This is a genomic window from Amycolatopsis sp. NPDC006131, from assembly GCF_040614175.1.
Taxonomy (GTDB): domain Bacteria; phylum Actinomycetota; class Actinomycetes; order Mycobacteriales; family Pseudonocardiaceae; genus Amycolatopsis_E; species Amycolatopsis_E tucumanensis.
Genome location: NZ_JBEXTX010000005.1, coordinates 1 through 26826 on the forward strand (window position 1 = coordinate 1; position 26826 = coordinate 26826).

A 26826-nucleotide genomic window follows, 5' to 3' on the forward strand; every position below is an offset into this window, starting at 1 on the left:
GCAGGGTTGTCAAGGCGGGAAAGCGTGCCTTGACAACCCTGGTCGGCGACTAAAGATCGGCTGTGGATCGGGGGCGGGGGAGGTCTGGTTGGGGTAGTCGCTTGCTTTTACGTTGCCGGCTGGCGGTTGTGGGGTGGTCTGGGCGTAGTTGCCGGGTGGCGGTTGTGGGGTGGGGTGGTCCGTCTTGTTTCGTTGCCGGGCGGCATTTGTGGTGGGGGTTGCTGCTACTTGGCGATCGTTCGCCAGGCCTCGCTTCGTTTTCCGGCCTCATATACCGAATCCAGGCGCTTCGCGGTCACTCCGCCCAGGCCGTTCGCCAGGCTGGCCGCCAGCACGTCCGCCCCGCCGCCGTCATAGGAATCCGGCGTTCGCCAGTACTCTCCGGCCAGTTTCAGCTTCCGCAGTCTCGCCCGGCGCTTCCGGTACGGCTGGTCCAGCAGCGACTTCCCATCCACGTGCAGCACGTCGAACGGCAGGAACAGCACCGGGGAGCGCTCGGCCAGTCGTTTCACCGATCGGGGCTCCGCCGTCACCCTCGTTTTGAGCGCCTTCCGACTGGGCCTGCCCTCCTCCAGCACGATCAGCTCCCCGTCCAGCAGGACCTCCGTCGCCCCCAGCGACTCGCCCAGTGTGCGCAACTCCGGGAACAACACGGTGACGTCCTCGCCCGTCCGGTCACGCACCGTGATCCTGCCGCCCTCCACCCGGACCTGCACCCGCTCCCCCTGCCAGCGGAACTCGTACGCCCAGCCGTCCTCGTCCGGTGGCAGCGAACCCGGTCGCGGCTGCATCGGCTTCACGAACTCCGGCAGCTCCTCGCCGCTACCCCTGTCGATCCGGCGCACCAGCCAGTCCCGGGAATCCGCCTTGTGGCTGTTCACGAACAGGAACCGGCCCCGCACCCGGGAACCGTGCATGTCGACCTCGACCTTGTGGTCGTTCCAGTGCAGCACCTCGTACGTGCCGCGGTCCCAGATCAACATCTTCCCGCCGCCGTACTCGCCCTTCGGGATCTCGCCCTCGAAAGTCGCGTACTCCAGCGGGTGGTCCTCGGTGTGCACCGCCAGCCGGGGCGGTCCGGGGCGCTGCGGCAGCCCCTTCGGCACCGCCCACGAAACCAGGACCCCGTCACGCTCGAAACGCACGTCCCAGTGCAGCCGGCGGGCGTGGTGCTCCTGGATCACGAACACGTCGTCGTCACCCTTCGGCACCACCCGGTCGGGCATCGGTTCCGGCGTCCGCTGCGGATCGCGTTTCCGCCGGTACTCGCTGAGATCGGGCACGTCGCGAGGTTACCCCCGTCACCCGCCGGTGTTTACCGATTCCCGACAACGGGGATCAACTCGTGGTGAGCGAAACCAACATCTTCGTGCTGGGACTCGACGACGCGAACCTGCGTACCCTGCGACGCGTGCCGGGGGCGGAGAACTACCGCTACCACCAGCTCCTCACGCAGGCGGACGTGCAGGAGGGCGAGATCCCCATCGCCGACCTGATCGACAGAGCCGTGACCGAACTGGAGACCTTCGACGGCGAAATCGGCGCCGTGGTGGGCTACTGGGACTTCCCGGTGACCACGATGGTCCCGATCCTCGGCCGCCGCTTCGGCCTGCCCACCCCGAACCTCGAAGGCGTGCTCAAGTGCGAGCACAAGTACTGGAGCCGCCTCGAACAGCAGAAGGCCACCGACGCGATCCCGAAGTTCGCGCTGGTCGACCTCGACGGCGACCCCAAACCGCCGGAGGGCCTGTCGTTCCCGATGTGGCTCAAGCCGGTCAAGTCGTTCTCCTCGGAGCTGGCCTTCCACGTCAAGGACGAGGACGACTTCACCGAGGCCGTCGAGGAGATCCGCGCCGGCATCGGGCGCGTCGGCAAACCGTTCCAGTACATCCTGGACCAGGTGACCGGCGTCGACATCCCGCCGGAGATCGCCGACGCCGGAGCGCTCGCCGCGCTCGCCGAAGAGGAGATGACCGGGCAGCAGGCCGCCACCGAGGGCTACGTCCACGACGGCGAGGTCGTCGTCTACGGCGCGCTGGACTCGCTGAACTACCCGGACAGCTCGTCGTTCCTGCGCCACCAGTACCCCTCACAGCTGCCCGCGCCGATCGTGGAGAAGATGCTCGACGTCTCCAAGGAGGTCATCGAGCAGATCGGTCTGAACAACTCGACGTTCTCCATCGAGTTCTTCTGCCAGCCCGAAACCGGCGACGTGAAACTGCTGGAGATCAACCCGCGGCACTCGCAGTCGCACGCGGAGATCTTCGAAGACGTCGACGGCGTGCCCGACCACTACAACATGATCGAGCTCGGCCTCGGCCGCCGCCCGAACATGCCGCACGACAAGGGCAAGTACAAGATCGCGGCCAAGTGGTACCACCGCCGCTTCGAAGACGGCGTCGTCAAGCGGATCCCCACCGAGGAGGAGATCCAGCAGCTGCAGCGGGACATCCCGGGCGTCGAGGTCGACATCGTGCCCGCCGAGGGCCAGCGCCTGTCCGAAATGGACGCCCAGGACAGCTACAGCTTCGAACTCGCCTTCGTCTACGTCGGCGCGGACAGCGAAGCCGAGCTGAAGGACAAGTACCAGCGCACCATCGACTCGCTGAAGTTCGAGTTCGAGGAGGTTTGATCGGATATGCGGGAGGTCCGCTCCCTGCCGTACGAGATCACTCAGGAAGAGCACGTCTGGATACCGGTGTCGGACGGCACGAGACTGGCCGCGAAGATCTGGCGGCCGGTGTCGGCCGACGACGAACCGGTCCCCGGGATCCTCGAGTACATCCCGTACCGCAAGCGGGACCTGACCGCCGTCCGGGACTCCGTCCACCACCCGTACCTCGCCGGCCACGGCTACGCCTGCGTGCGCGTGGACCTGCGGGGCACGGGTGAGTCGGAGGGCGTCCTGGCCGACGAGTACCTCGAACAGGAGCAGCAGGACGCGGAGGACGTGCTGGCCTGGATCGCCGACCAGCCGTGGTGCGACGGCCGCACCGGCATGATGGGCATCTCCTGGGGCGGGTTCGCCGCGCTCCAGGTGGCCGCGCGGAAACCGCCCAGCCTGCGTGCCATCGTCATCTCGTCGTTCACCGACGACCGCTACTCCGACGACTTCCACTACATGGGCGGCTGCATGCTGTCGGACAACCTCGGCGAGGCCGGGACGATGTTCGCCTACAGCACCCTGCCGCCCGACCCGGCGCTGGTCGGCGAGCGCTGGCGCGACATGTGGCTGGAACGCGCCGAGGGCGTCGGCCCGTGGGTGGACACCTGGCTGGAACACCAGCGCCGCGACGAGTACTGGTGCCACGCCTCGGTGTGCGAGAACTACAGCGACGTGCAGGTGCCGGTGCTCGCCTCCAGCGGATGGGCCGACGGCTACTCCAACGCCGTGACCCGCCTGCTGGCCAACCTGTCCGTGCCGCGCAAGGGCCTGATCGGGCCGTGGTCGCACAAGTACCCGCACCTCGGCCAGCCCGGCCCCGCGATCGGGTACCTGCAGGAGGTCGTGAAGTGGTGGGACCACTGGCTCAAGGACCGCGACAACGGCGCGATGGACGGGCCGATGCTGCTGACCTGGATGCAGGACAGCGTGCCGCCGTCGACGTCCTACGAGGAGCGCCCCGGCCGCTGGGTCGGTGAGCCGCAGTGGCCCTCGCCGCACATCGACTGGCGCACCTACCCGCTGGCGCAGCACCGCATCGCGCGCCCGGACGAGGAGGTGCCGGAGAGCGCGCTGCACGTCGAGTCGCCGCTGTCGGTGGGGCAGTTCGCCGGCAAGTGGGCCTCCTACAACGCCCCGCCGGACCTGCCCTACGACCAGCGCGAGGAGGACGGCGGCTCGCTGGTGTTCGACGGCGACGAGCTGACCGAGACGTGCGAGGTGCTCGGCGCGCCGAAGGTGCGGCTGGAACTGTCGGTGGACAAACCGGTCGCGATGGTCGCGGCGCGGCTGTCCGACGTGCACCCCGACGGGCGGGCCACCCGCATCACCTACGGCCTGCTGAACCTGACCCACCGCGACAGCAACCACGAGCCGCGGCCGCTGGAGCCGGGCAAGCGCTACCAGGTGGAGCTGGAACTCAACGGTGTCGCGCAGGCATTCCCGCCCGGCCACCGCATCCGGCTCTCACTGTCCACTTCGTACTGGCCGCTGGCGTGGCCGGCCCCGGAACCGGCGCGGCTCACCGTCCACACGCCCGGCAGCTCCCTGACGTTGCCGGTGCGGCCGATCCGCGAGTCGGACGAGGTGACCGGGCCGGTGTTCGGCGAGCCCGAGGGATCGCCGCCGATGACCACGACCGTGCTGCAGCCGGGCGAGCAGCGCTGGACGGTGTCCCGTGACCTGGTGGAATACCGCTCGGCGCTGGAGATCGTGAAGGACTCGGGCACGGTGCGCCTGGACGACCACGACCTGGAGATCTCCCGGCGCGCCTACGAGCGCTACAGCTCGGTGGCCGACGACTTCGCCTCGGTGCGCGGGGAGACGAAGTGGAGCATGACGTTCGCGCGCGGCGACTGGGAAGCACGCACCGAGACGCACACCGTGTTGTCGTGCACGCCGGAGGAGTTCGTGCTGCACGCCACGCTGGACGGCTACGAGGGCGCGAACCGGGTGTTCTCCCGCAACTGGCACCGCAGGTTCCCCCGCGACCTGGTCTAGTTTCGCGCCGGAGGAGCAGGGGTAACCGGAACCGGTGATCGGGAAGACGAGCCTGCACGCCAAACTGCTGATCGCCGAGATGCTCCTGACCGGGCGCAAACGCACGTTCACCGACGTGGACGCGCTGCACAAGAGCATGGGGCCGCGGCAGCAGCGGGAAAACGCGCTGCCGCCCCCCGCGGTGCGCAAGCAGGTCGACGTCGACCGCGCCGAGGTGCACGGTCACCCGGTGTACACGTTGCGCCCGCGGGCGAACGCCACCAGCCGGCACGTCCTGTACTTCCACGGCGGCGCGTACGTGCACCAGATCCAGGGTGACCACTGGAAGTTCTTCGCCCGGCTGATCGCCAGGACCGGCTGCGCGGTCACCGCGCCGCTGTACCCGCTGGCGCCGGGCAGCCACTACGACGACACGCTGTCGATGATCCACGCCACCTACAAGGAGGTGCTGGGCGACGTCGACCCGCGCGACCAGGTCCTGATGGGCGACTCGGCGGGCGGCGGCCTGTCGCTGGTGCTGGCGCGGGCGCTGCGTGACGAGGGCAGGCCGCAGCCCAAGGAGGTCGTGATGCTGTCGCCGTGGCTGGACATCACGATGACCGACCCTGCGCTGCCCGAGTACGACCGGCACGACCCGTACCTGGGCGTCACCGGCCTGCGGGAGGCCGGGCGGCTGTACGCCGGCGGCCTGGACCCGGCCAACGAGCTGGTCAGCCCCATCAACGGGGATCTGCGCGGGCTGGGCGCGCTGAGCTGCTTCATCGGCACGCGCGACGTGCTGCTGGCCGACGCGCGCAACCTCTACGACAAGGCGAAGGAGCAGGGTGTGCCGCTGGAGTACTGGGAGTACGGCGGCATGTTCCACGCGTGGATGATCGCGAACATCCCGGAGGCGAAGCACGCGCTGGACCGGATCGCGGAGCTGGTGACCCGATGAACGGACTGCCCACGGCCTCGGTGGCGGAGACGGCGAAGGTGTTCGCCGGCGTGGTCGGACCCACGCTCGCGGGCGGGGTGATCAAGCGGCGGCCGCGGGTCATGACCCTGCTGGAGAAGATGCAGGCCGACGCCTCCGCGGTGCAGACGCTGCAGAAGCTGCGGGCCCGCCACGGTGACGGCCTGCTGCGGCTGGCGGTGCCCGGCCGATCGTTCGCGCTGGTGCTCTCCCCCGAGGACGTCGGCCGGGTGCTGGCGGAGTCGCCGGAGCCGTTCACCCCGGCGAACCTGGAGAAGAAGAAGGCGCTGTCGCAGTTCCAGCCGCACGGGGTGCTGATCTCCGAGGGGCCGGAACGCGACCGCCGCCGGGCGTGGACCGAGCGCGCGCTGGAGACGAGCCGCCCCACCCACCACCTGGCGCCGTCGGTGCAGGCCAAGGTCGCGGACGAGTTCGCGGCGCTGGGCCCGGGTCCGCTCGACTGGGACACGTTCGCGCCGGTGTGGTGGCGGATGGTGCGCCGGGTGGTGTTCGGCGACCACGCCCGCGACGACCAGACGACGACCGACCTGCTGGAGCGGTTGCGGTTGGCGGCGAACTGGTCGTACCTGCTGCCGCGGCGGCGCAGGCTGCGGGAGGAGTTCCTCGGCCGGGTGCGTGCGCTGCTGGCCCGTGCGCCGGAGGACAGCCTGGCCGGCGGGCTCGCGGCGGACGACGAGGTGGCCAGCCAGATCGGGCACTGGCTGTTCGCGTTCGACGCCGCCGGAATGGTCACCTTCCGCACCCTGGCGCTGCTCGCTACGCATCCCGCCCAGCGGCAGAAGGCGCGGCAGGACCTCGCGTCCGGCGCCGAGCTGGGTTACCTGCGCGCGTGCGTGCTGGACACGGTCCGTCTGTGGCCGACGACGCCGGCGATCCTGCGGGACACGACGAAGGAGCTGGACTGGCACGGCCACCGCGTGCCCGTGGGGACGGGGCTGCTGGTGTTCGCGCCGCTGTTCCACCGCGACGATTCCCGGTTGTCCTACGCGCACAGCTTCGTGCCGGAGATCTGGCTGGACGGGCGGGCGCAGGAGGAGCCGTCGCTGGTGCCGTTCAGCGCGGGGCCGGGTGAGTGCCCGGCGAAGAACCTGGTGCTGTTCACCAGCGCGACGGTCCTGGCCACGATGATCCGGGACCGGGACTACACAGTGGACTCCTCCCCCAAGCCCGGCCCCGGCCGCCCGCTGCCCGCGACGTTCGACAACTTTTCGTTGCGCCTGACCGCGCATCCGTGAGGTTAGGTTCCACCCGTACGGGTACCGCAGTCGCATGACTGCCGCAGAGAAACCCGATCTGATCGCGCTGATCATCTCCGATCACCGCCACATCGAACGCGTCTTCACCGAGCTGGAGGCGGGCGCGGGCACTCCCGAGCACCGCCGGGACCTGGCCGACCACGTCATCGCCGAGCTGGTGCGCCACTCGGTCGCCGAGGAGCAGTTCATGTACCCGGCGGCGCGGAAGTACCTGGAGAACGGCGACGAGCTGGCCGACCACGAGCTGGAGGAGCACGCGGAGGCCGAGGAGGTCATGAAGCAGCTGGAGGACGTGCCGGCGACCGACCCGCGGTTTGACGAGCTGATGCGCCAGTTGATGGACGACATCCGGCACCACATCGAGGACGAGGAGAAGGACCTGCTGCCGAAGCTGCAGTCCGCCTGCTCGCCGGACGAGCTGCGCGACCTGGGTGACAAGGTGGCGAAGGCGAAGAAGATGGCGCCGACCCGCCCGCACCCGGCCGCGCCGGACCGCCCGCCGATGAATCTGATCCTCGATCCCGGGGCCGGTTTCATCGACAAGATCCGCGACGGCCTGAGCAAGCGCAACACCTGACAGCCGAACGAAGAGGCCCCTCACCAACAGGCGAGGGGCCTTGCTTCTGAGCAAGCAACAGCGACCCAAGGCACCCAACGCCCACCAAGACCCTTAAACCCCTCCCTGCCCCTTCGTCCCCGCCATCCCTTGCGGTGCGGTGGGCGGGTCAAGGGTGGGGCGAAGCCCCATCGCGCAGCGACGCCGAAGGCGCCCTTGACGCGCCCACCGCACCGTAAGACGCTGAAAAACGAAGGGCCCGCCCAGCCAAAATCCCCGCCGATGCGAAGCGAGGCGACCCCAGCCCACCCCAGGTCACATCACCGACGGCACAGCCCGCAAATCCTTCACCAACGCGGCGAACGCCTCGTCCCGATCCGGAGCCCGCAGCACCGACGACGGATGCACGGTAGGCAGCACCCGCTCCGGCCGCCCGGAGAACTCCTCCGGCGCCGGCAGCAACTCCCCACGATGGGCGGTGACCCGGAACGACGGGCCCATCAGCGATGAAGCCGCGGTCGCCCCCAGCAGGACCACCACCGAGGGCTGCACGGCCTCCAGTTCCGCGACCAGCCAGGGACGGCACGCCACGATCTCCCCGCGCGAGGGCTTCTTGTGGATCCGCTGCTTCCCCCGGTCGGCCCGCACGAACTTGAAGTGCTTGACCGCGTTGGTGACGTAGACCTGCGACCGGTCGACCCCGGCCTCCTCCAGCGCCCGGTCCAGCAACCGGCCCGCCGGCCCGACGAACGGCTCCCCCGCGACGTCCTCGCGGTCCCCGGGCTGCTCGCCGAGCATCATGACCTTCGCCGGCGCGGGCCCGTCCCCGAACACGGTCTGGGTGGCGTCTCGGTACAGGTCGCATCCCTGACAGCCGAGCGCCGCCGAGCGGAGCCGGTCCAGCGATCGGCTGTCCGGCACGAACTCGGCGGCGGTCCGCTGCGTCTTGGTGGCCATCAGCTGCCGGGACGGTCCACGTCACCACGCCACGCGCCGGTCTCCTGACCGCCGCGCTTCTCGATGAACGCCTTGAAGCGCTCCATGTCGCCGTGCACGCGGCGGTCCAGGATGCCGAGCTTGTCGGCGGCCTGCTCGACGAAGCCCTCGGGGTCGATGTCCATCTGCGCGGTCACCCGCGTCTTGTGGTCGTCGAGCCGGTGGAACGTGATGACGCCGGCGTGGCTCGGGCCGGAGTCGGACCGCCAGGCGACCCGCTCGTCGGGGTGCTGCTCGGTGATCGTCGCGTCGAACTCGCGCTTCGCGCCACCGATCTTGGTCACCCAGTGCGTGTGCGTGTCGTCGAGCTGGCGGATCTCCTCGACGCCCTCCATGAACTCAGGGAAGGACTCGAACTGGGTCCACTGGTTGTAGGCGGTGCGGACGTCGACGTTCACGTCAACGGACTCGGTGATCGTGCTCATTTCGGCATGTCTCCTTTCACCCGTGTCACGTTCCGGGTACCTCGAGACTCGCCGGTTACACGTCCTCCGCGGCCGACAAGCGCGCCAGAATCGTTTCAAGGTGGGCACGGGCCTGCGCGGGCGGCTGGCCGGACGCGTGCACGGCCTCGACGAGCCGGTCGGCCAGGTCGCGCAGCTTGACGTTGCTCTGCTGCGACACGCGGATGAGCAGCTCGAAGGCGCCCGCCGAGTCGTGCCCGTACGCGAGCATGATCATGCCCTTGGCCTGCTCGATCGTGGCGCGCGAGGCCATCGCCCGCTGCAGCCCGGCCGCCTCGCCCGCCAGCTCGGACAGCTGCTCGGCCTCGCGGATCCGGGCCGTGGTCAGGTCTACGTAGTACCCGTGCACGCCGACGACCTCGCCGTCCTCCTCCTCGACGTCGCCGACCACGACCACCGCGCGGGTGCTCTCGTCCGCGGCCAGGATGCGCTGCTGCGCGCTGAACGGCTGACCGGTGCGGCGGGCCTCGTCGAACACCTCGGCCAGCTGGCGCCGGTCGGTCGGGTGGCCGTGCTTGGTGACCAGGTCCAGCCCCGGTTCGACCGAGCCGGGCTGGTAGCCGTACATCAGGTGGATCTCCGAGGACCAGGTCCACTTCGCGGCGCGGATGTCCCAGTGGTACATCCCGACCTGATCGGCGCTCTGGCCTGCGGGCAGGTCGGACAAGGGGTCCGGCTTCCGGGGCGTGGACATGCGTGTACGGCTCCTGCAGTGGAGTTGATCGAACACGGGTGCCACGCTGCTGGACAATCCCAGGGAGCCAGATCATAGCCGGGTGATCATCCGGGGCTACGCTCCGCTGTCCGGAAATCCTCGCGTGCCGCGTTCGTCACGCCGAAGGCTGCAGGAGGATCTTGATCGCGCCGTCCTGCTTCTGCTGGAACATCCGGTAGGCGCGCGGCGCGTCCTCCAGCGGCAGCTTGTGGGTGGCGAGGTCCTCGACGCCGAGCGGGTCGGCGTCGTCGCTCACCAGCGGCAGCACGTCGTCGATCCACCGCCGCACGTTCGCCTGGCCCATCCGCAGCTGGATCTGCTTGTCGAACAGGTCCATCATCGGCAGCGGGTCGAGCATGCCGCCGTAGACGCCGGACAGCGAGATCGTGCCGCCGCGGCGCACCGTGGCGATGGCCTGGTGCAGCACCGCGAGCCGGTCCACGCCGCCCTTCTCCATCAGCGGCGCGGCGATCTGGTCCGGCAGCAGCCCCACCATCTGGTGGGTCAGCTTGCCCAGCGGCGCGCCGTGGGCCTCCATGCCCACCGCGTCGATCACCGAGTCCGCGCCGCGGCCGCCGGTCATCTCCCGCACCACGCCCGGCACGTCCTTCACCGCCTTGGCGTCCACCGTGGTGAAGCCGTACCGCTCGGCCAGCGCCAGCCGCTCCGGCACCAGGTCGACGCCGATCACCTTGCCCGCGCCGCGGTGCGCGGCGATGCGGCAGCACATCTGCCCGATCGGGCCGAGCCCGAACACCACCACGCTGCCGCCGTCCGGGATCCCCGCGTATTCGACGGCCTGCCAGGCGGTGGGCACGACGTCGGAGAGGTAGACGAACCGCTCGTCGGAGGGGCCCTCGGGCACCTTGACCGGCCCGTAGTGGGCCTGCGGCACGCGCAGGTACTCGGCCTGGCCGCCGGGCACCTGCCCGTAGAGCTTGGTGTAGCCGAACAGCGCGGCGCCCTTGCCCTTCTCGGTCACCTGGGTGGTCTCGCACTGCGACTGCAGGCCCTGGTCGCACATGAAGCAGTGGCCGCAGGAGATGTTGAACGGCACCACGACCCGGTCGCCCGGCTTGATGTTCGTGACACCGGAGCCGACCTCCTCGACGATGCCCATCGGCTCGTGGCCGAGGATGTCGCCCTCCCCCATGAACGGCCCGAGCACCTCGTACAGGTGCAGGTCGGAGCCGCAGATGCCGGTCGAGGTGATGCGGACGATGGCGTCCGTGGGTTCCTCGATCCGCGGGTCCGGGACCTCGTCGACGCGGACGTCACGCTTGCCGTGCCAGGTAACAGCCTTCATGCCCGTTCGTGTGCCCGCACGACGGGCGGGAAAACATCTAGCCGCCGAGCCAGCCGTGGTCGTGGACGAGTTCGAGGACGACGCGGCGGACCCGCAGGACCTCCTCGGCGGTGAGCGTCGGGACGCCGGTGAGCAGCGCCTCCGTCAGCTCGCCGCGGAAGTCGCGGGTCACGTACGGGTCCTCGCCGTCGTCGTCGCCGGCCTGGCGCACCAGCCGGATGCCCGACGCCTTGAGCCCGCGCTCGCCGTCCTCGACCGTGAACTCCACGACCACGCCGGGGGCGATCAGGCGTTTGTCCACGTCGAGGTCGTTGACGTGCATGAAGACGTCCTCGCCACCCCCCTCCGGCGCCACGAAACCGTACCCGCGCATGTCGTCGAAGCGGACGACCTTGCCCCTTACCACCAGCCACCCTCCCGGCGAAGTATCGCGCCAAAGTACGCCCCTGGCCGCGCCTGCACAACGTGCAAGTGTCACGGAACGGAACTCCGGGTACCCGGACGGGTGGAGCCGGGTGCACTGTGGAGAGGTGACGGGATGAAACTGCTGTACAAACCGCTGAGCCTGGCCGTGAGCGCGCTCGGCGGGGTGCTCGCCGGGATGCTGTTCAAGCAGGCCTGGAAGGCGGCGACCGGCGAGGACGACGCGCCGGAGGCCACGTCGTCCGACTACTCCACCAAGGAGGTGCTCCTCGCGGCGGTGCTGCAGGGAGCGATCTTCGGCGGCGTCAAGGCGGCGGTCGACCGCGCCGGCGCCAAGGCGTACACCAAGGCCACCGGCAAGCGGCTGGACTAGCTCCGCACGGCTCTGCGGGCTGAGTCGCCGAACATGGCGAGTGCCCGCAGGGCCGTGCCGAGTTCCGCGATGTCCGACGGGTCGCTCAATGACCGGCCCAGCACGTCGGTGATCCGCTTCAACCGGTGCCGCACCGTGTTCGGGTGGCAGTAGACCCGCTCCGCGATCTGCTTGGTCGACCCGCCGCAGTCGAACCACGCGCGCAGCGTCAGCAGCAGCACGTTGCTCTCCTCGCCGGGCAGCTCCAGGATCGGCCGCAGCACCTGGCCGGCCAGCTGCGCCGACGCCTCCGGGTCGCTCGCCACCAGCCCGGCCAGCGGCGACTCGTGGAACCGCGCCACGTCCTTCGTCCCCGCGGGCAGGCTGGACAACGCGACCCGCGCCAGGTGCAGGGCGCGGGCGGTGTCGCCGAGGCCGGTGAACACCGGGCTCATCCCGACCCGGCCGCGCGGGTTCTCCCGCAGCAGCTCCAGCACCTGGTCCGGATCGCGCACCGACACGACCCCGATCTGCAGCTCCGGCGTGAGCCGCCACGCCGACGCGTGGTGCCGTTCCCGCAGCCGGACCTCGATCAGCGGCAGCGCTTCCTGACCAAGCCCGGGGGTTTCCGCGGCGACGACGACGAACGAGCCCTCCAGCGGCAGGTCGAGCATCCGCGCGATGTCCCACAGCGTGCCCTCGGTCGTGCTGCCGCCGGTGAACAGGGCCTCTACGAGCGCCAGCCTGCGGTTCTGCCTCGTGCGGCTGATCTCGGCGACCGTCGCACGGTAGGTCGAGGTGAGCTCCTCGATGTAGTCGTCCATCAGGTCCCAGATGGCGGTGGTCGCCGAGACCAGGGTCGCGACGTCCTGCGCGGGCGCGGTCAACTCGACGAAGCACTGCCACACCTCGGTGAACCCGATGCGGAACGCGCGCAGCATCTCCGGCAACGGCGCCCCCGCCAGCGCGCGCTCGCGCCCGGTCGCCCGCGCCTTGGACAGGTCGGGCGCGCCGGGCTCGGCCAGTGCGCGGACGAGGAACTGCAAGTTGTCCCGGCACGAGGCGAACAGGTCGGCGTGCGAGACGAACCGCTCTTCGCGGTAGACGGCCATCTCCTCGACGATCTGCTCGTAGGTCGCCTTGGTCATCTCCGGCAACCGCGTCAGTGCCCGGCCGGCCAGACCGGCCACCGCGGGTTCGGCGCCCGTGTACCTCATGAGATGTCCGTCCTCCCCGTCGAGGGCTCGCGAGTGGACATCTAACACGAAAGTGTCCAACGTTGCGCATTGGCATGACAGAGCCCCGCAACCGCGGCGGGTTGCGGGGCTCTGGTGCCGCAAGTGCGGTTCACATCTGGCTGGCCGCGGACTTCACCGCCTCCCGGATGCGGGAGTAGGTGCCGCAGCGGCAGATGTTGCGGATCTCCTCGAAGTCGGAGTCGCTGATCTCCCGTCCCTCGGCGCGGGCCTGCTTGACCTTGGCGATGGCCGCCATGATCTGGCCGGGCTGGCAGTAGCCGCACTGCGCGACGTCCCGGTCGATCCAGGCCTGCTGCATCGGGTGCAGCTCACCGGTGGCCGGGTCGGCCAGGCCTTCGATCGTGGTGATCTCGTCGTCCGGGCCGATCGCCGACACCGGCACCGAGCACGGGTTGAACGCCTTGCCGTTGATGTGACTCGTGCACGCCTTGCACACGTTGATGCCGCAGCCGTACTTCGGACCGGTGATGCCGAGCAGGTCGCGCAGCACCCAGAGCAACCGGACCTTGTCGTCGGCGTCGACCGTGACCCGCGTGCCGTTGACCAGGAATGTGTGTTGGGACAACGAAGGCTCCTCAGAACGTGTAGGCCAGGCCGTCGACCGGCGATTCGGGCACCGGCGGCACCTTCGGCTTCGGCTCGAAGCTCAGCGTGCCGTGGTTGATCGGGAAGCGGGTCGGCATCTTCCCCACCGCGCGGCCGTAGGCGCAGGCGGCCGCGGCGAACGAGCTGGCGACGGCGAGCTCCCCGGCGCCACCGGGCTCGCCGGTGGTCGCGGGCATGACCACGACCTCCATCTCCGGCGGCGTGTTCCACTGCCGGGTGTAGAAGTAGTTGTCCCAGCTCGCTTCCAGCGGCAGGCCGTTGTCGATGTGCAGGCTGGAGGTGAGCGCCATCGCGATGCCGTCGTTGACGCAGCCGATGGTCTGCGCCTCCAGCCCCTTGGGGTTGATCGGCAGTCCGGCGTCCACGACCGCGACGGCCTTGGTGACGCGCGGGCCGGCGACCCCGTTGCGGATCTTGCGGTTGACCGTCTCCGGGCGGCAGTCGATCTCCATCAGGACCGCGCTGACGCTCTTGTACTCGTAGTGCAGCGCGATGCCCTGCGCGGTGCCTGCGGGCATCTTGCGGCCCCAGTTGCCGACCTCGGCGGCCTTGTCGAGGACCTTGCGGATGCGGTCGTCCTTGAGGAAGTTCCGGCGGAAGGTCAGGGGGTCCTGGCCCATCTTCGCGGCCAGCTGGTCGACGATCAGCTCGCGCGCGCAGACCACGTTGGGCGAGTAGACGTTGCGCATGCTGGAGGTGTGGAACTTCAGCGGCACCTCGTTGAGCAGTTGCGTGGCGGCGCCGAAGTTGTACGGCATCTGCGTGGACAGCATGAACACCGTCTGGGAGAACCCGATGTCGCCGACCGGGAGCTTCGCGGCGACGGCGGTGAGGATCTCGCCGAGGCCGTGGCCGAAGTCGGTGGTGACGCTGGTGTGCCGCTGCTCGTAGCTGACGACGTTGCCGAGCGCGTGGTTGACCCGGACGCGGGAGATGCACATCGGGTGCGTGCGGCCGTGGCGGGCGTCGTCGGCGCGGTGCCACATGAGCTTGACCGGCTTGCCCATCTTCTTCGAGATCTCCGCCGCTTCGAGCGCGGCGTCGCCGAACAGCTTGCGGCCGAAGGAACCGCCGCCGGTGACGACGTGCACCTTGACCGCCGGGATCGGCAGGCCGAGCTTGAGCGCGATCTGCTCCTGCGTGGTGATCGGCGACTTGAGACCGGACCAGATCTCGGCGCGGTCGGCGCGCACGTCGGCGATGGCGCAGTTGGTCTCCAGCGCGCTGTTGCTGGCGAAGGCGAACACGAACTCGGCGTCGATCGACTGGGTCAGCACCGGCGGCACGGTCATCGGCAGCGCGGCGGCGCGCAGCTTCCGCTCGACCGAGGCGTCGGTCTCACCGTCCACTGTGCCCGGTCCCCAGTCCACCTTCAGCGCCCGGATCGCGTCGATGCACTGGCCGAAGGTCTCGGCCCGCACGGCGACGCCGGTGGAGACGGTGGCGACGTCGGTGACGCCCGGCATCGCCTTCACCTCCGCCAGGTTGCGGACGGCCTTGACCGTGCCGTTGATCGTCGGCGGGCGGCAGACCATCGTCGGCTTGGCGTTCGGGACCTGGAGGTCCATCGTGAACTGCTTGCGCCCGGTGACCGCCTCGAGCGCGTCGATGCGGCCGGTGGGCTTGCCGATGATGCGGAACTCGGAGGTCTTCTTCAGCGTCGCGCTGGTTTCCGCGGTGCGGGCGCTGGCGGCGGCTTCGGCGAGCGAGCCGTAGGTCGCGGTGCGGCCGGTGGCGCTGCGGATGACGCCGTCGCGGGTGGTGAGCGTGGCGGCGTCGACCTTCCACTGCTCGGCGGCGGTGGCCAGGAGGCGGGCGCGCGCGATGGCGGCCGCGGTGCGGACCGGGGTGTAGAGCGAGCGCACCGAGTTGGAGCCGCCGGTGAGCTGGTTGAAGACCAGCTCGGGGCGGGCGTCGGCGAGGTTGACGCCCACCTTGCTCAGCGGCAGGTCCATCTCCTCGGCGATGAGCATCGCGATGGTGGTGGTGATGCCCTGGCCGACCTCGGCGCGCGGCACCGCGAAGGAGACCGTGCCGTCGCGGTTGAGCTGGATCGCGATGAGGTTGGAGGTCGGCATCGCGGCGAGCGTCAGCGCGTCGCCGAGGTCCAGGATGTCGGCGGCGCCGGGGAGGGTGGGGATCGCGGCTTCGGCCGGGGCCGGGGACGCCAGATCACCACCGAGCTTCGCCGCCACCGCGAGGGTGGGCGCCGCGAGGAGGTAGCCGAGGAACCGGCGCCGTTCCAGGGACGGAGCACCGTCCCCGGGCGCGGGCGATCGCCGTTGATGCGCCATCGAGAGTGTCCTTCCGAGATCCACGTTGATCGCGGTCACGATAGGAATCGGGTTCGGCGGTGGTCAACGATCCGTAGCCGTGCCGGGGCATCTCTGTGACGGGGTGACAGTCTCATGCCACACAACTGTGACGCGGACACAGCCGAACGTCGTATCTGGTTGCGCCGGACGGCCCACTGATCGCGACAGTCGATCAATCGCGCGGCTGGCAGGTTGATGCCGCGGCAGCCCCCGGGACCGGTTCCCGCCCCGACACTGACGATCATGGTCCAGCCCCACACGAAGGCCGCCGACCCACTGGCCGCGGCGCTCGGCAACGCCTCGCTGCTCGGCGCCGGCTACCTGCTGCTCGGTCGCCGACGGCTCGCGGTCCTCACCGGCCTGGTCACGATCGCGCTGGTCACGGTGCTCGCCCTGGCGGTGCGGACCCTGTCGTTCGAGATCGTCGTGCTCGTCTGGTGGGCGGCTCTGGCCGCGCACGGCTGGCACCTGGCCCGGCGCACCGAGCGCCCGGCGCGCGCCGGCAGGCAACGGCTGACCGGTCTCGCCGTCGCGCTCCCGGTGCTGCTGGCCGTCGGGCTGCTGCGCTTCGACGCCGCCCGCATCGAGGGTGACGCCATCGAAGCCCACGGCCGCGGCGACTGCCCGGGGGCGCTGGCCGCGCTGGACGGGCTGTGGGCGGGGCACGCGGTGGCCGACGCGCCGCTGACCGCGCGAACCGGCGACACCGTCCGCGCCTGCCGTCTGCTGCTGGCGGCCGAAGCGCAGCTCGGCAAGGCCCTCGGCGGCGACCCCGCGAACCTGGAGCGCGCGTTCGCGACACTGGCCGACGTGCGCGCGATCCCCGGCCAGGACCAGCGGATCCGGGAAGTGCTGGACCGCTTCACCGGCCGGCTGCCCGTCCCCGACCCGTGCGGCACCGCCGCGATCACCGACTGGCTCCGGCAGGGCGCGCGCGGCCCGGTGCTGGACCACGCCGCCGGCGTGGTGCCGCGGGTCGCGCCCGCCGCGCTCGCCGGGTGCGCGGACCGGCTGATGGCGGCGGACGACTGGCCCCGCGCCCGCGACCGGTACCAGCAGATCCTCGACCAGTACCCCGGCCACGAACTCACCGCGCGCGCCGGCGACGGCGTGACCAGGGCGACCCAGGCGATCGAGCTGGCGAACGTGCGTGACCTGCTGGAGGTCTCGTACCCGGGCGCGGAACCGGAGTACTGCGACCACCCGGCGCCCTACAGCGGCGCGGCGCCCTACGGGGACGGGCCGAACCGGGCGCTGGTCTTCGGCGACGACGAGCACCTCGGCCGGTTCCCCGCGGAGTGGCGGGCGGGCGGCCCGGCCGACGCGGTGGCGGTGATCTGCGCGGGCACCACGGACTACGGCGCCGAAGTCCGGTCGTGTCCCTACGAGTCGGGCCTGAGCCTGTACGGCTACCAGGACGTGTCCTTCCGGAAGATCGCGATCCCGGTGCGCGTGTACGAGGTGAAGACGGGGCGGCTGGTCACCGACACCCGCGTGGAGATCGGCGGCGCGTCCTGCCCGCCGGTGCTGCACTACACCACCTACGTCGACCTGGCCGTGGACATCCCGCCGAGCCAGGTGTACGTGACGCCGTCGGACGCCGACGTGCGCGCGGCGTTCCAGCCGCTGATCGACCCGTGAGGGCGGGCAGCCCCCGCCCTCACGGGTGCGCGCTCAGTCCGCCGAGTGCATGATCACGCCACGGATGTTCTTGCCGTCGCGCAGGTCCTGGTAGCCCTCGTTGACCTCTTCGAGCGAGTACCGCTTGGTCACCAGCTCGTCGAGCTTCACGTGCCCGGCCTGGTAGAGGCGCAGCAGGCGGACGATGTCGTACTGCGGGTTGGCCGAGCCGAACAGCGTGCCCTTGACCGTCTTCTCGAACAGGGTCATCACGCCGCCGGACAGGTGCACCGTCAGCTTCTCCGGGTTGGCCAGGCCGGTGATGACGACCGTGCCGCCCTTGCCGATCACGTTGAACGCGTCGGTCACGACCTGCTCGTCCACCGTGCCGACGGTGATCAGCGCCTGGTCGGCCATCTGGCCCCAGGTCAGCTCCGCCACCTTCGCCGCGGCCTCGTCCGCCGAGGCGAACGCGTGCGTCGCGCCCAGTTCCAGCGCCTTCTCGCGCTTGAACGCGACCGGGTCGACCGCGATCACGTTCGCCGCGCCCGCGTGCGCCGCGCCCTGGACCGCGTTGATGCCGATCCCGCCGATGCCGTACACGACGCACGTGTCGCCCGCGCGCACGCCGCCGGCGTAGTTGGCCGTCGCCCACCCGGTCGGCACACCGCAGCCCACCAGCACCGCGGTCTCCAGCGGCAGCCAGTCGTCCACCTTGACCACGGAGTGCTGGGAGATCGTGGCGCGCTCGGAGAACGTGCCGAGCATGCACATGGCGCCGTAGTCGGTGCCGCCGCGGTGGAAGCGGAAGCTGCCGTCGGGCATGTGCCCGTCGAGGATCGTGGCGCCCATGTCGCACAGGTTCGACCGGCCGGTGGCGCAGTAGCGGCACGTGCCGCAGTTCGGGATGAACGAGCAGACCACGTGGTCACCGGGCTTGACCTTGGTGACGCCCGGCCCGACGTCTTCGATGATGCCCGCGCCCTCGTGCCCGCCCACGATCGGGAACCGCGGCACGAGGTCGTTGTCGATCAGGTGCAGGTCCGAGTGGCACAGCCCGGCGGCCGTGTACTTGATCAGGACCTCACCGTCGCGGGGACCGTCGAGCTCGAGTTCCTCGATCTCGAACGGCTTGCCCGCGGAGTGCAGGACAGCGGCCTTGGTCTTCACACCGATCACCTCTTTGTGACAGGGGTCTCATGCACGGACTGCTACATGATGCCATCTTTGGCCACCGCCGCGGCAGCTTCAAGTAGAGCGTCCGCCCATCGACGGAGGGTGGCGCGCCCCGCTTCCGCGGTCGCCCCCGCGGGGTCACCCAGCACCCCGTTCGGGCTCACCCCGCGCACACCTTCGTCACGCAACCGGCCGATCAGCTCGGGCAACGGCCGCGTCGCGCCGGCCTCGAACCGGTCCACCCGCACGGCTTCCGGCCGCAGCGCGAGCATCACCGACGTCTCCAGCCGTCCGGCGTGCGTGTCGTCGGCCGGACCGTCCGGGCACCAGGCGCGCACGTTCCGGCCCTCGTTACGCAGTTTCGCGACCGCCCGGCGCAGCGGGGCCGCGTTGCCGCCGTGCGCGCACACCAGCAGCACCCCGGCGAACGCGTCGGCGGAGCGCACCAGCTCGACCACGAGGAGTTCCGTGACTTCCTGACCGATCGACAGCGTGCCGGGAAAACCGGCGTGCTCCCCGCTGGAGCCGTAGGGCAGCGGGGGCGCGACGACCACCTCCGGACGAGCCTCGGCGAGGCGGCGGCACAACTCGACGGCGATTTCGGTGTCCACCGTGTACGGCAGGTGCGGGCCGTGCTGCTCGGTGGCGCCGAGCGGCACGGCCAGCAGGCGGCGCTCGCCGAGTTCGGGCCAGGCGAGGTCGGCGAGGTTCATGACCTTTTCCGGATCGAGGCAGTGCTGCGCAGCGGCTCCGTTGAGGGTGGTGGTGGGCGACGGGTGGGCCAATTTGAGAGGTCGGGGATCAGCGGCCCCGGTTCCTCCTCGCGCAGGCAGCCACGCCAAACCCCGGTGCCGTAAGCGAAATCGTCCGCGGCACGGGCCAGCAGCCAGCGCAGCGGATCGATGTCCGGCCGGGTGCGGGCCCAGTCGGCGAGGTGCCGGGCATAGGCCAGCGCCAGCACGCGGCGGCCACGCCGGGACAGCGCCAGCACCGGGACCGCGGCTGGGCCCCACGCGCCGGTGAGCGCGTCGGCCAGGAACCGGCCCGCCGCGACGTGCCCGCGCAGCGCGATGCCGAGCGCCTCTTTCGCCGGGACGTCAAGGGGTTTCAGCTTGCGTGGCAACAGGGCCGCGGTGCCGAGCGCGATCGCCACACCGGTTTTCGGCCGTCCGGCGGCCACGGCGAGCCAGGCCAGCGCGGTCCAGCCGGACACCCGGACCGGCGCGAGCGCCTGCCGCCCGTGGCGTTTCGCGAGCGGCGCGGCGGAGGTGCCGTAGCTGTACCGCTGCTTCAGCCACGCGCGCCACGTCGTGCGTGGTTCGTGCACCACTTCGGACTCCGGCTCGTACCGCACCGAGCCGCCGGCGTCGACGAGGCGCCAGATCAGGTCGACGTCCTCGCCGAACCGCAGGTTCTCGTCGAAGCCGTGGATCGCCTGCAGCGCCGAGGTTCGCACGACGAGCGCGGCGGTGGGCAGGTAGGTGATGCGGCCGCGCGGCCGCACCTGCGCCGGGGTGGTGCCCATGTCCAAAGAGGACCGAAGCCGTTCGTACCGGGAGAGCGTGCCGTCGCCGGGCGCGCTGCGCACCCGTGGCGCGACGGCCACCACGGCCGGGTCCTCGAACTGCGCCAGCAGCGGCCCGAGCCAGCCCGGTTCGGGGCGGGTGTCGGCGTCGAGGAAGGCGACCAGCTCGGTGGTCACCTTGCGCCAGCCGGTGTTGCGGGCGGCGGCAGGTCCACGTGCGACGGGGTGCCGGTCGACCGCGTGCGGCACCGGCACCGCCGACCCGTCGTCGACGACGAGCGTCTCGCGCACGTCGGTCAGGCGGGGCAGGAGCCCGGCGAGGCGGTCGGCGTGGTCGCGGACCGGGACCACGACGGTGACGTCCTGCGGCGTCAGCTTCGAGTCGGGGTGGGTGGGGTGGACCATCCCGGCGAGGGTGAGCTTTTCCGCCAGGCGCCGGTGGTGGGCCTTGTCGCCGACGGGTGTGCCGCTTGCCCACTGGGCGAACAGGCGCGCCCCGGTGGCGGACAGCTTGATGATCCGCAGGGGCGAACCGCCGACGAGGACGCGCCCGCCGGCGACGGCCTTGGTGGAGGGGTCCAGGCGCAGCACGGTCATGCTGTGAAGCCTCCGTCCGCGTGGACGACGGTGCCGGTGACGGCGCTCGCGTCCGGGCCGCACAGCCAGCAGACCGCGGCCGCCACCTCCTCGGGTTCGAGCAGGCGCTCGGTGAGCTGGTGCTGGGCGAACTCCTCGACGTCGTCCAGGTCGTAGAGCTCCGCGGTGGCCTGCAGCATCGGGGTGCGGGTGGAGCCGGGTGAGACGGCCGTCGCGGTGACGCCGGTGCCGCGCAGGTCCGTCGCGAGGCCGCGGATCAGCCCCACGACGGCGTGCTTGGCGGCGTTGTAGCCGGCCAGCCGCCAGAGCCCGGTGTGGGCGGCGGCCGAGGCGAGGGCGACGAACCGCCCGGTGCGCGGCTGCGGGCGCCGCAGCAGGGCGGGCACCGCGGCGCGGGCGAGGTGGAAGACGCCGTCCACGCCGGCGCCGAACAACGATTCCCACTCGGAATCGGTGGTCTCCCAGAGCGGCCGCCCGCCCGCCATGACCGCCGCTGCGGCGACAGCGGCGTCCAGCCCACCGAACTCGCGCTCGGCGATGGCGACGGCCTCGTCGAGGGCCTGCTGGTCCCGCACGTCGGCCACGAAGTCGAGCACCTGGCCCGGCCACTTCGCGGCGACCTCGGCGAGCTGCTCCCGCCGCGCCAGCGGATAACCCAGCCCCGGGGAATCCGCGGCGACATCCACGGCGACGACGCGCCACCCCTCCCCAGCGAGCCGGTGCACCACGGCCGCCCCGATGCCCCGCCCGGCTCCCGTAACCACGGCGACGCGCGGGGTCACGTGATCATCTCCACGAGCGGAGCGTGCCAGCTGCCCGCTCACGACGACACCACCCACCCGGTGACAACTTGGCCGCGGGCAGCCACACGACTCGCCAACCAGCTCCCGCCACCGCCCGCTCGCACACCGCCCAGCCGCCGGAGCGCAACCACCAGCGCCAAACCCATCACCCACCCGGTGCCGCAGCGAGCGGTCGCGGGACTCCCGACCGGCAGCTGCCATGGTCCCGCCGGAGGCGGGGTGACCGACCGCCCGGCCGCTACCCCGCGTCCAGCCGCGTCGCTCACAACGACACCCCCGCTCGATGCCCCTCCACCACCGCGGCGTGCGCGCGCCGCGGGGTCACGCAATCCCCCGCGCGCAGCACCGGGAACGGCGCCTCCCGCAGCGCGTGCCACAACTCGTCCTCCGGCTCCTGGTGCGTCGCGCACACCACCCAGTCGCAGCGGACCTCAGTGGTCTCGCCGGTCGTGTGCTTCAACATCCGCAACGCCACGCCCCCATCCTCCGTCGCCGCGGCGCCGAGCACCATCTCGTCCGTCCGCTCGGCGATCCCGAGCTCGTGCGCCCGTCGCCCGAACAGCTCCCGGTCCAGGGTCAGCCCCAGGTCCTGCCCGACGACCATCCCGGGCGTCGACAACGTCACCCGGCAGCCCCGCCGCGCCAGCAGCTCCGCCACCGACGTCGCCGGGTGGAAGCCGACCTCGTCGATCACCACCACCGCGCCGGACGGCGAGACACCGCCCAGCACCTCCCGCGCGTGCACCACCCGCGGCGGGACCGCCCACTCCGGCAGCACCGGCCGGGCGCCCGTCGCCAGCACCACGGCGTCCGGCGCCTCGTCCAGCAGGAACGAAGCCGTCACCGCGACACCGGTCGCCAAGTCGACACCGGCCTGACGGCACTCGGTCAGCAGGTTGCGCACCAGGTCACCCAGCTCGCCCCGGCCCGGCGCGGTCGCGGCCAGCGCGATCTGCCCGCCCACCTCGCCGCGCTCGAACACCGTGACCCGGTGTCCCCGCCCGGCCGCCGTCGCCGCCGCCTGCAGCCCGGCCGGGCCCGCGCCGACGACCAGCACTCGCTTGGGGCGCGGCCCGAGCGTCGGCAGCGGCACCGCTTCCCGCCCGGCGCGCGGGTTCTCCACGCACCCGAGCCACCGGTTGAGACCCATCCGCCCGACGCACTCCTGGTTGCAGGACAGGCAGGTCCGCACCTCCCGCCCGGCCCGCGCCTTCGCCGCGAACGACGGGTCGGCGATCTGCCCGCGCACCACACCGACGAGGTCGCACCGCCCCTCGGCCAGCGCCCGCTCGGCCTCCTCCGGCGACTTGATCCGTCCGATGCCCACGACCGGCACGGACACCGCGCGCCGCAACGCTTCGGACACCGGCAGCGCGTACCCGCGCGGGACCGCCATCGACGGTTCGACCATGTACAGCGTCGAGGTCGCGACCCCGATCGAGGTGTTCAGGTAGTCGATGTCCGGCGAGATCATCCGCGCCACCTCGGCCGCCTCGGACGGCGTGATGCCGCCCTCGACCAGGTCGTCGCCGGAAAGCCGCACCCCCAGCGCCCGGTCCGGCCCGATCGCCGCCCGCACCTCCGCGACGACCTCCCGCAGGAACCGCGCGCGGTTGGGCAGCGGGCCGCCGTAGTCGTCGGTCCGCAGGTTCGCCGCGGGCGCCAGGAACCCGCGCAGCAGCGACGACTGGGAGCACTGGATCTCCACGCCGTCGAAGCCGCCTTCGGCGCAGTGCCGCGCGACGCTCCCGTACCCGGCGACCACCTCGGCGATCTCCGCGACGGTCATCGCCTTGGGCACCTCGCGGAACAGCGGGTCCGGCACCGGGGACGGCGCCCACACCGCCCGCCGCGAGTACATCGACGACGCCTGCCCGCCGTTGTGGTTGAGCTGCGCGAAGATCGGCACGCCGTGCGCGTGCACGGCGGCGGTGATGCGGCGGTAGCCGGGCACGACCTCGGGCCGGTACCCGTGGATCACCTTCTCGTAGGGCCAGTCCGAGGGGTGCACGACGTGCTCCTCGGAGATGATCAGCCCGGCGCCGCCCGCCGCCCGCGCGGCGTAGTAGGCCGCGTGCTGCTCGGTGGGCAGGTTGCCGGTGGCGTAGTTGGTCAGGTGGGCGGCGAACACGATCCGGTTGCGCACCTCGACCGGCCCCAGCCGCAACGGTTCGAACAGCAGGCTCACAACGCCACCGCCGCACGACGACCATCCAGAACGGCCTCGTGAATCGTCCGGGGCGCCACCGCGTCGCCGACCGCGACCCCCGGCAGCGCGACCTCGGGGAGCCGGTGTCCACAGTGGATCAGCACCGCGCACGACAGCTCCCGGCACTCCCCGGTGAGCACGTCCTCCACCACCACGTGGTCCCGCCGCGCCACCCGCAGGCGCGACCGCTTCGCCAGCTCCACCCCGGCCCGCTGCAGGCGCGCGTTCACCGCGGCGACGTCCCGGACCTGGGTCGCGATCACCGGATCAGGGCTGACGATCGTCACCGCGCGTCCGGCGGTCAGCAGCTCCGCGACAGCCGCGCCGGTCCAGTCGCCGAGCGGGTCGTGCACCACGACCGGCCCGTCCGGCAGCTCCGCGCCGCCCAAGACCGCGGCCACGTCGAGCACCCGGCCGCCCTCGACGGAGTAGTCCCGCGGGCCGGGCCTGCTGCCGGTCGCCACGACCACCGGCCGCCCGTCCGCCGCGACGGTCTCCACGCCGGTCGAGATCCGCACGCCCAGCCGCCGGACCTCGGCCTCCAGCCAGTCCGCGAGCCGCCCCAGCCGGTCCCGCCCGGGCAGCCGCGCCGCGACACGCGCCATCCCGCCGAGCCGGTCGTCGCGCTCGGTCAGCTCGACGTCGAAACCCCGCAGGGCGAGCACCCGCGCGGCTTCCAGCCCGGCCGGGCCACCGCCGGCCACCAGCACCTCCCCGGCACCCGGGCGCGGCAGCGGATCCTCGGTCTCGTGCCCGCTGCGTGGCTCGCCGATGCAGCTGACCAGCGGGTTCCGCGGGTCCCGCACCCGGCACTTCTGGTTGCACAGCACACACGGCCGCGGCCGCGTCCCGGCCCGCACGTGACGCACCAGGTCCGGATCGGCGATCTGCGCGCGGGTCATTTCGACCAGCCCGGCGAAGTCCAGTGCCCGCTCCGCGAGCTCAGGATCCACCACACTGCCCTGCAACACCGTCAAGGCGCGCCCGGAGAACGCCCGGCACAGCTCGGCGTTGAAGCCCGGTTCGGTGCGTGCGTCCGGCCGGGAGTCGGCGAACGCCGAACCCCGCACCGGCACCAGGTAGTCGATCCCGCCGGGCACGGGCGCGGTCTCGGGCGTGATCCCGCCCCACGGCGCGCCTTCGTCGCACGCGAGCCGCAGTCCGAGGATGCGGTTGCCGATCGCCTCCCGGACGGCGGCGACCACCTCGCGCAGCAGCAGCCCCCGGTCGCCGTAGGCGTCCGTGCGTCGGTTGGTCAGCCCGGAACAGAACTGCCGCAGCAGCGAGTACTGCCCGGCGTCGATCTCCACACCGTCCACACCGGACTCGGAAGCGAGCGCGGCGGCGGCGCGGAACCCGGCGATCAGCTCCGCGATCTCCGGGCCGTCCACCTCCATCGGCAGCTCGCGGCTCACCGGATCCGGCACCCGCGACGGCGCCCACAACGCCGACTGGTGGTAGGCCGACGAACCCTGCCCGCCGGCGTGCCCGAGCGACGCGACGACGAGCGTCCCGTGTGGACGGCACGTGTCCACGATGGACGTCCACCCCGGACCGCATTCCGCGGCCAGCGGCGCGCGCTCGTACGGCCAGTCGGAGGGGTGCACGCTCGCCGTCTCGGTGACGACGACCCCGGCGCCGCCCTCGGCTCGCCGCCGGTAGTAGGCGACGTGCCGGTCGGCGAGCGCCCGCCCCCGAGCCAGGTTCGTTTCGTGCGGACCGAAGAGGACCCGGCTGGGGGCGGTGCGGCCGCCGACCCGGACGGGGCCGGCGAGCCTGGTCATCGTCCTGGCTGGAACCCCGCGAGCGGGCTGGTGTCGCAGGCCCGGTCCGGCCGGGCGCTGCCCTCGGGCGGGCCGAACCCGATGCTGACCGGCACCTTGCTCGCCTTGCGGCTCTGCCGGGTCTTGCGGTGCGAGTGGTCGATGTTCGATCGCGGCGCCCCGCTGACCCCGGCCAGCGCCAGTTCCCCGTGCCCCTTGACGCATTCCGGATCGGGACCGTCCAGCGGCAGGCCGGTGAAGAACTTCGCCGCCATGCACCCGCCCTGGCAGGCGTCGTAGGCCGAACAGGACGTGCACGCGCCGCCGGTCTGCGGGCCGCGCAGGCGCTCGAACAGCTCGGAGGTGTTCCACACGCCCGCGAACCCGCCCTCGTCGCGGACGTTGCCGGCGAGGAACTCCTCGTGGATCGCGAACGGGCAGGCGTAGACGTCGCCGACCGGGTCGATCAGGCACACCACCCGGCCCGCGCCGCAGAGGTTCAGGCCGGGCAGCGGGTCCGAACCGAGCGCGTTGAGGTGGAAGAACGAGTCGCCGGTGAGGACCTTCTCGCCGTTGGCGATCAGCCAGTCGTAGAGCTGCAGCTGCTGCTCGGCCGTCGGGTGCAGCTCGTCCCAGGTGTCCGCGCCGCGGCCGGACGGACGCAGCCGCGTGATGCGCAGCTGGGCGCCGTAGGTGTCGGCGATGGCCTTGAACTCGTCGAGCTGGCCGACGTTGTGCCGGGTCATCACGACGGAGAGCTTGAAGTCGCGGAATCCGGCGTCCTTCAGGTTCCGCATCGCCCGCATCGCGGTGTCGTAGGAACCCGGGCCGCGGACGTAGTCGTTGACCTCGGCGGTGGCGCCGTCCAAGGAGATCTGCACGTCCACGTAGTCGGTGGCGGCGAGCCACCGCGCCCGCTCCGGGGTGAGCTTGACGCCGTTGGTGGAGAACTTGACGCCCACCTGGTGGTCCACGGCGTACTCGACGAGCTCCCAGAAGTCGGCGCGGACGGTGGGCTCGCCACCGCCGATGTTGACGTAGAAGACCTGCATGCGCTGCAGCTCGTCGATGACGGCCTTGCACTCCGCGGTGCTCAGCTCCCGCGGGTCGCGGCGGCCCGACGAGGACAGGCAGTGCACGCACGAGAGGTTGCAGGCGTAGGTCAGTTCCCAGGTCAGGCAGATGGGCGAGTTCAGCCCCTGCTTGAAGTGTTCGACGAGCTTCATCGCACGCCCTTCTCAGTGGT

23 protein-coding genes are annotated in these 26826 nt (G+C 71.4%); 7 read left to right on the forward strand and 16 right to left on the reverse strand.

Features of this window, described 5'->3' with window-relative positions; genetic code table 11:
• Nucleotides 1-224: 224 nt before the first annotated feature.
• Nucleotides 225-1283 carry a DNA polymerase ligase N-terminal domain-containing protein gene (locus ABZ215_RS04785; RefSeq protein ID WP_354947779.1) on the reverse strand — a complete coding sequence of 353 codons (1059 nt, stop codon included), beginning with the start codon at nucleotides 1281-1283 and terminating at the stop codon, nucleotides 225-227.
• Nucleotides 1284-1348: 65 nt separating this feature from the next.
• On the opposite strand from ABZ215_RS04785, the gene ABZ215_RS04790 reads away from it, so the two are divergent.
• The 5 genes from ABZ215_RS04790 to ABZ215_RS04810 are packed head-to-tail and all read left to right on the forward strand — an operon-like array spanning nucleotide 1349 to nucleotide 7472.
• A complete protein-coding gene (locus tag ABZ215_RS04790) occupies nucleotides 1349-2632 on the forward strand; it encodes an ATP-grasp domain-containing protein (protein WP_354947781.1) in 1284 nt (427 codons plus the stop codon).
• A 6-nt stretch (nucleotides 2633-2638) separates the two neighbouring features.
• Nucleotides 2639-4663, forward strand: a complete 2025-nt coding sequence (locus tag ABZ215_RS04795; RefSeq protein ID WP_020421018.1) for a CocE/NonD family hydrolase — start codon at nucleotides 2639-2641, stop codon at nucleotides 4661-4663.
• A gap of 34 nt (nucleotides 4664-4697) precedes the next feature.
• On the forward strand, nucleotides 4698-5600 hold the full coding sequence (locus ABZ215_RS04800; protein WP_237337285.1) for an alpha/beta hydrolase: 903 nt from the start codon (nucleotides 4698-4700) through the stop codon (nucleotides 5598-5600).
• On the forward strand, nucleotides 5597-6874 hold the full coding sequence (locus ABZ215_RS04805) for a cytochrome P450 (RefSeq protein WP_354947784.1): 1278 nt from the start codon (nucleotides 5597-5599) through the stop codon (nucleotides 6872-6874). The genes ABZ215_RS04800 and ABZ215_RS04805 overlap by 4 nt, the downstream gene beginning before the upstream one ends.
• Before the next feature lie 34 nt (nucleotides 6875-6908).
• Nucleotides 6909-7472: a hemerythrin domain-containing protein gene (locus ABZ215_RS04810; protein WP_020421021.1), complete on the forward strand. Its 564-nt coding sequence runs from the start codon at nucleotides 6909-6911 to the stop codon at nucleotides 7470-7472.
• Between the two features lie 294 nt (nucleotides 7473-7766).
• On the opposite strand, the gene ABZ215_RS04815 is transcribed toward ABZ215_RS04810, so the two are convergent.
• The 5 genes from ABZ215_RS04815 to ABZ215_RS04835 form a co-directional block, all read right to left on the reverse strand.
• The gene (locus ABZ215_RS04815) at nucleotides 7767-8408 is read right to left on the reverse strand and encodes a UdgX family uracil-DNA binding protein (RefSeq protein ID WP_237337283.1); all 642 of its coding nucleotides are present in this window, start codon (nucleotides 8406-8408) and stop codon (nucleotides 7767-7769) included.
• On the reverse strand, nucleotides 8408-8872 hold the full coding sequence (locus ABZ215_RS04820; protein WP_020421023.1) for an SRPBCC family protein: 465 nt from the start codon (nucleotides 8870-8872) through the stop codon (nucleotides 8408-8410). Before ABZ215_RS04820 ends, ABZ215_RS04815 begins: the two co-directional genes overlap by 1 nt.
• A 55-nt stretch (nucleotides 8873-8927) precedes the next feature.
• Nucleotides 8928-9605: a PAS and ANTAR domain-containing protein gene (locus tag ABZ215_RS04825; protein ID WP_020421024.1), complete on the reverse strand. Its 678-nt coding sequence runs from the start codon at nucleotides 9603-9605 to the stop codon at nucleotides 8928-8930.
• 136 nt (nucleotides 9606-9741) lie between these two features.
• Nucleotides 9742-10932 (reverse strand): zinc-dependent alcohol dehydrogenase, encoded by a 1191-nt coding sequence (locus tag ABZ215_RS04830; protein ID WP_020421025.1) that lies wholly within the window; start codon nucleotides 10930-10932, stop codon nucleotides 9742-9744.
• A gap of 37 nt (nucleotides 10933-10969) precedes the next feature.
• Nucleotides 10970-11338: a cold shock domain-containing protein gene (locus ABZ215_RS04835; RefSeq protein ID WP_020421026.1), complete on the reverse strand. Its 369-nt coding sequence runs from the start codon at nucleotides 11336-11338 to the stop codon at nucleotides 10970-10972.
• Between the two features lie 132 nt (nucleotides 11339-11470).
• Between ABZ215_RS04835 and ABZ215_RS04840 the strand changes: the two genes are divergently transcribed.
• Complete coding sequence (locus ABZ215_RS04840) at nucleotides 11471-11728, forward strand: DUF4235 domain-containing protein (protein WP_354947787.1); 258 nt, start codon at nucleotides 11471-11473, stop codon at nucleotides 11726-11728.
• Here the strand turns inward: ABZ215_RS04840 and ABZ215_RS04845 are convergent.
• The 3 genes from ABZ215_RS04845 to ABZ215_RS04855 all read right to left on the reverse strand — a co-directional run bounded on the left by ABZ215_RS04845 (nucleotide 11725) and on the right by ABZ215_RS04855 (nucleotide 15866).
• On the reverse strand, nucleotides 11725-12924 hold the full coding sequence (locus tag ABZ215_RS04845; RefSeq protein WP_237337280.1) for a helix-turn-helix domain-containing protein: 1200 nt from the start codon (nucleotides 12922-12924) through the stop codon (nucleotides 11725-11727). The genes ABZ215_RS04840 and ABZ215_RS04845 overlap by 4 nt on opposite strands.
• Nucleotides 12925-13054: 130 nt before the next feature.
• Nucleotides 13055-13531: a (2Fe-2S)-binding protein gene (locus ABZ215_RS04850; RefSeq protein ID WP_020421029.1), complete on the reverse strand. Its 477-nt coding sequence runs from the start codon at nucleotides 13529-13531 to the stop codon at nucleotides 13055-13057.
• 10 nt (nucleotides 13532-13541) lie between these two features.
• Nucleotides 13542-15866, reverse strand: a complete 2325-nt coding sequence (locus tag ABZ215_RS04855) for a molybdopterin cofactor-binding domain-containing protein (RefSeq protein ID WP_237337279.1) — start codon at nucleotides 15864-15866, stop codon at nucleotides 13542-13544.
• Nucleotides 15867-16130: 264 nt separating this feature from the next.
• Between ABZ215_RS04855 and ABZ215_RS04860 the strand changes: the two genes are divergently transcribed.
• Nucleotides 16131-17528, forward strand: a complete 1398-nt coding sequence (locus tag ABZ215_RS04860; protein ID WP_354947789.1) for a hypothetical protein — start codon at nucleotides 16131-16133, stop codon at nucleotides 17526-17528.
• Nucleotides 17529-17561: 33 nt separating this feature from the next.
• Here the strand turns inward: ABZ215_RS04860 and ABZ215_RS04865 are convergent, their stop codons facing one another.
• From ABZ215_RS04865 to mftC, 7 genes are all read right to left on the reverse strand, one after another.
• The gene (locus tag ABZ215_RS04865) at nucleotides 17562-18677 is read right to left on the reverse strand and encodes an NDMA-dependent alcohol dehydrogenase (RefSeq protein WP_237337277.1); all 1116 of its coding nucleotides are present in this window, start codon (nucleotides 18675-18677) and stop codon (nucleotides 17562-17564) included.
• A 41-nt stretch (nucleotides 18678-18718) separates the two neighbouring features.
• The gene (gene mftE, locus ABZ215_RS04870; RefSeq protein WP_354947791.1) at nucleotides 18719-19396 is read right to left on the reverse strand and encodes a mycofactocin biosynthesis peptidyl-dipeptidase MftE; all 678 of its coding nucleotides are present in this window, start codon (nucleotides 19394-19396) and stop codon (nucleotides 18719-18721) included.
• Nucleotides 19393-20805, reverse strand: a complete 1413-nt coding sequence (gene mftF / locus ABZ215_RS04875; RefSeq protein ID WP_354947793.1) for a mycofactocin biosynthesis glycosyltransferase MftF — start codon at nucleotides 20803-20805, stop codon at nucleotides 19393-19395. Before mftF ends, mftE begins: the two co-directional genes overlap by 4 nt.
• A complete protein-coding gene (locus tag ABZ215_RS04880; protein ID WP_020421035.1) occupies nucleotides 20802-21587 on the reverse strand; it encodes a mycofactocin-coupled SDR family oxidoreductase in 786 nt (261 codons plus the stop codon). The genes mftF and ABZ215_RS04880 overlap by 4 nt, the downstream gene beginning before the upstream one ends.
• 283 nt (nucleotides 21588-21870) lie before the next feature.
• Entirely contained in the window at nucleotides 21871-23796 is a 1926-nt protein-coding gene (locus ABZ215_RS04885) for a mycofactocin system FadH/OYE family oxidoreductase 2 (protein ID WP_354947796.1), read from the reverse strand.
• Nucleotides 23793-25601: a mycofactocin system FadH/OYE family oxidoreductase 1 gene (locus tag ABZ215_RS04890; RefSeq protein ID WP_354947798.1), complete on the reverse strand. Its 1809-nt coding sequence runs from the start codon at nucleotides 25599-25601 to the stop codon at nucleotides 23793-23795. The genes ABZ215_RS04885 and ABZ215_RS04890 overlap by 4 nt, the downstream gene beginning before the upstream one ends.
• Entirely contained in the window at nucleotides 25598-26806 is a 1209-nt protein-coding gene (gene mftC / locus ABZ215_RS04895; protein WP_354947800.1) for a mycofactocin radical SAM maturase, read from the reverse strand. Before mftC ends, ABZ215_RS04890 begins: the two co-directional genes overlap by 4 nt.
• Nucleotides 26807-26826 lie beyond the last annotated feature (20 nt).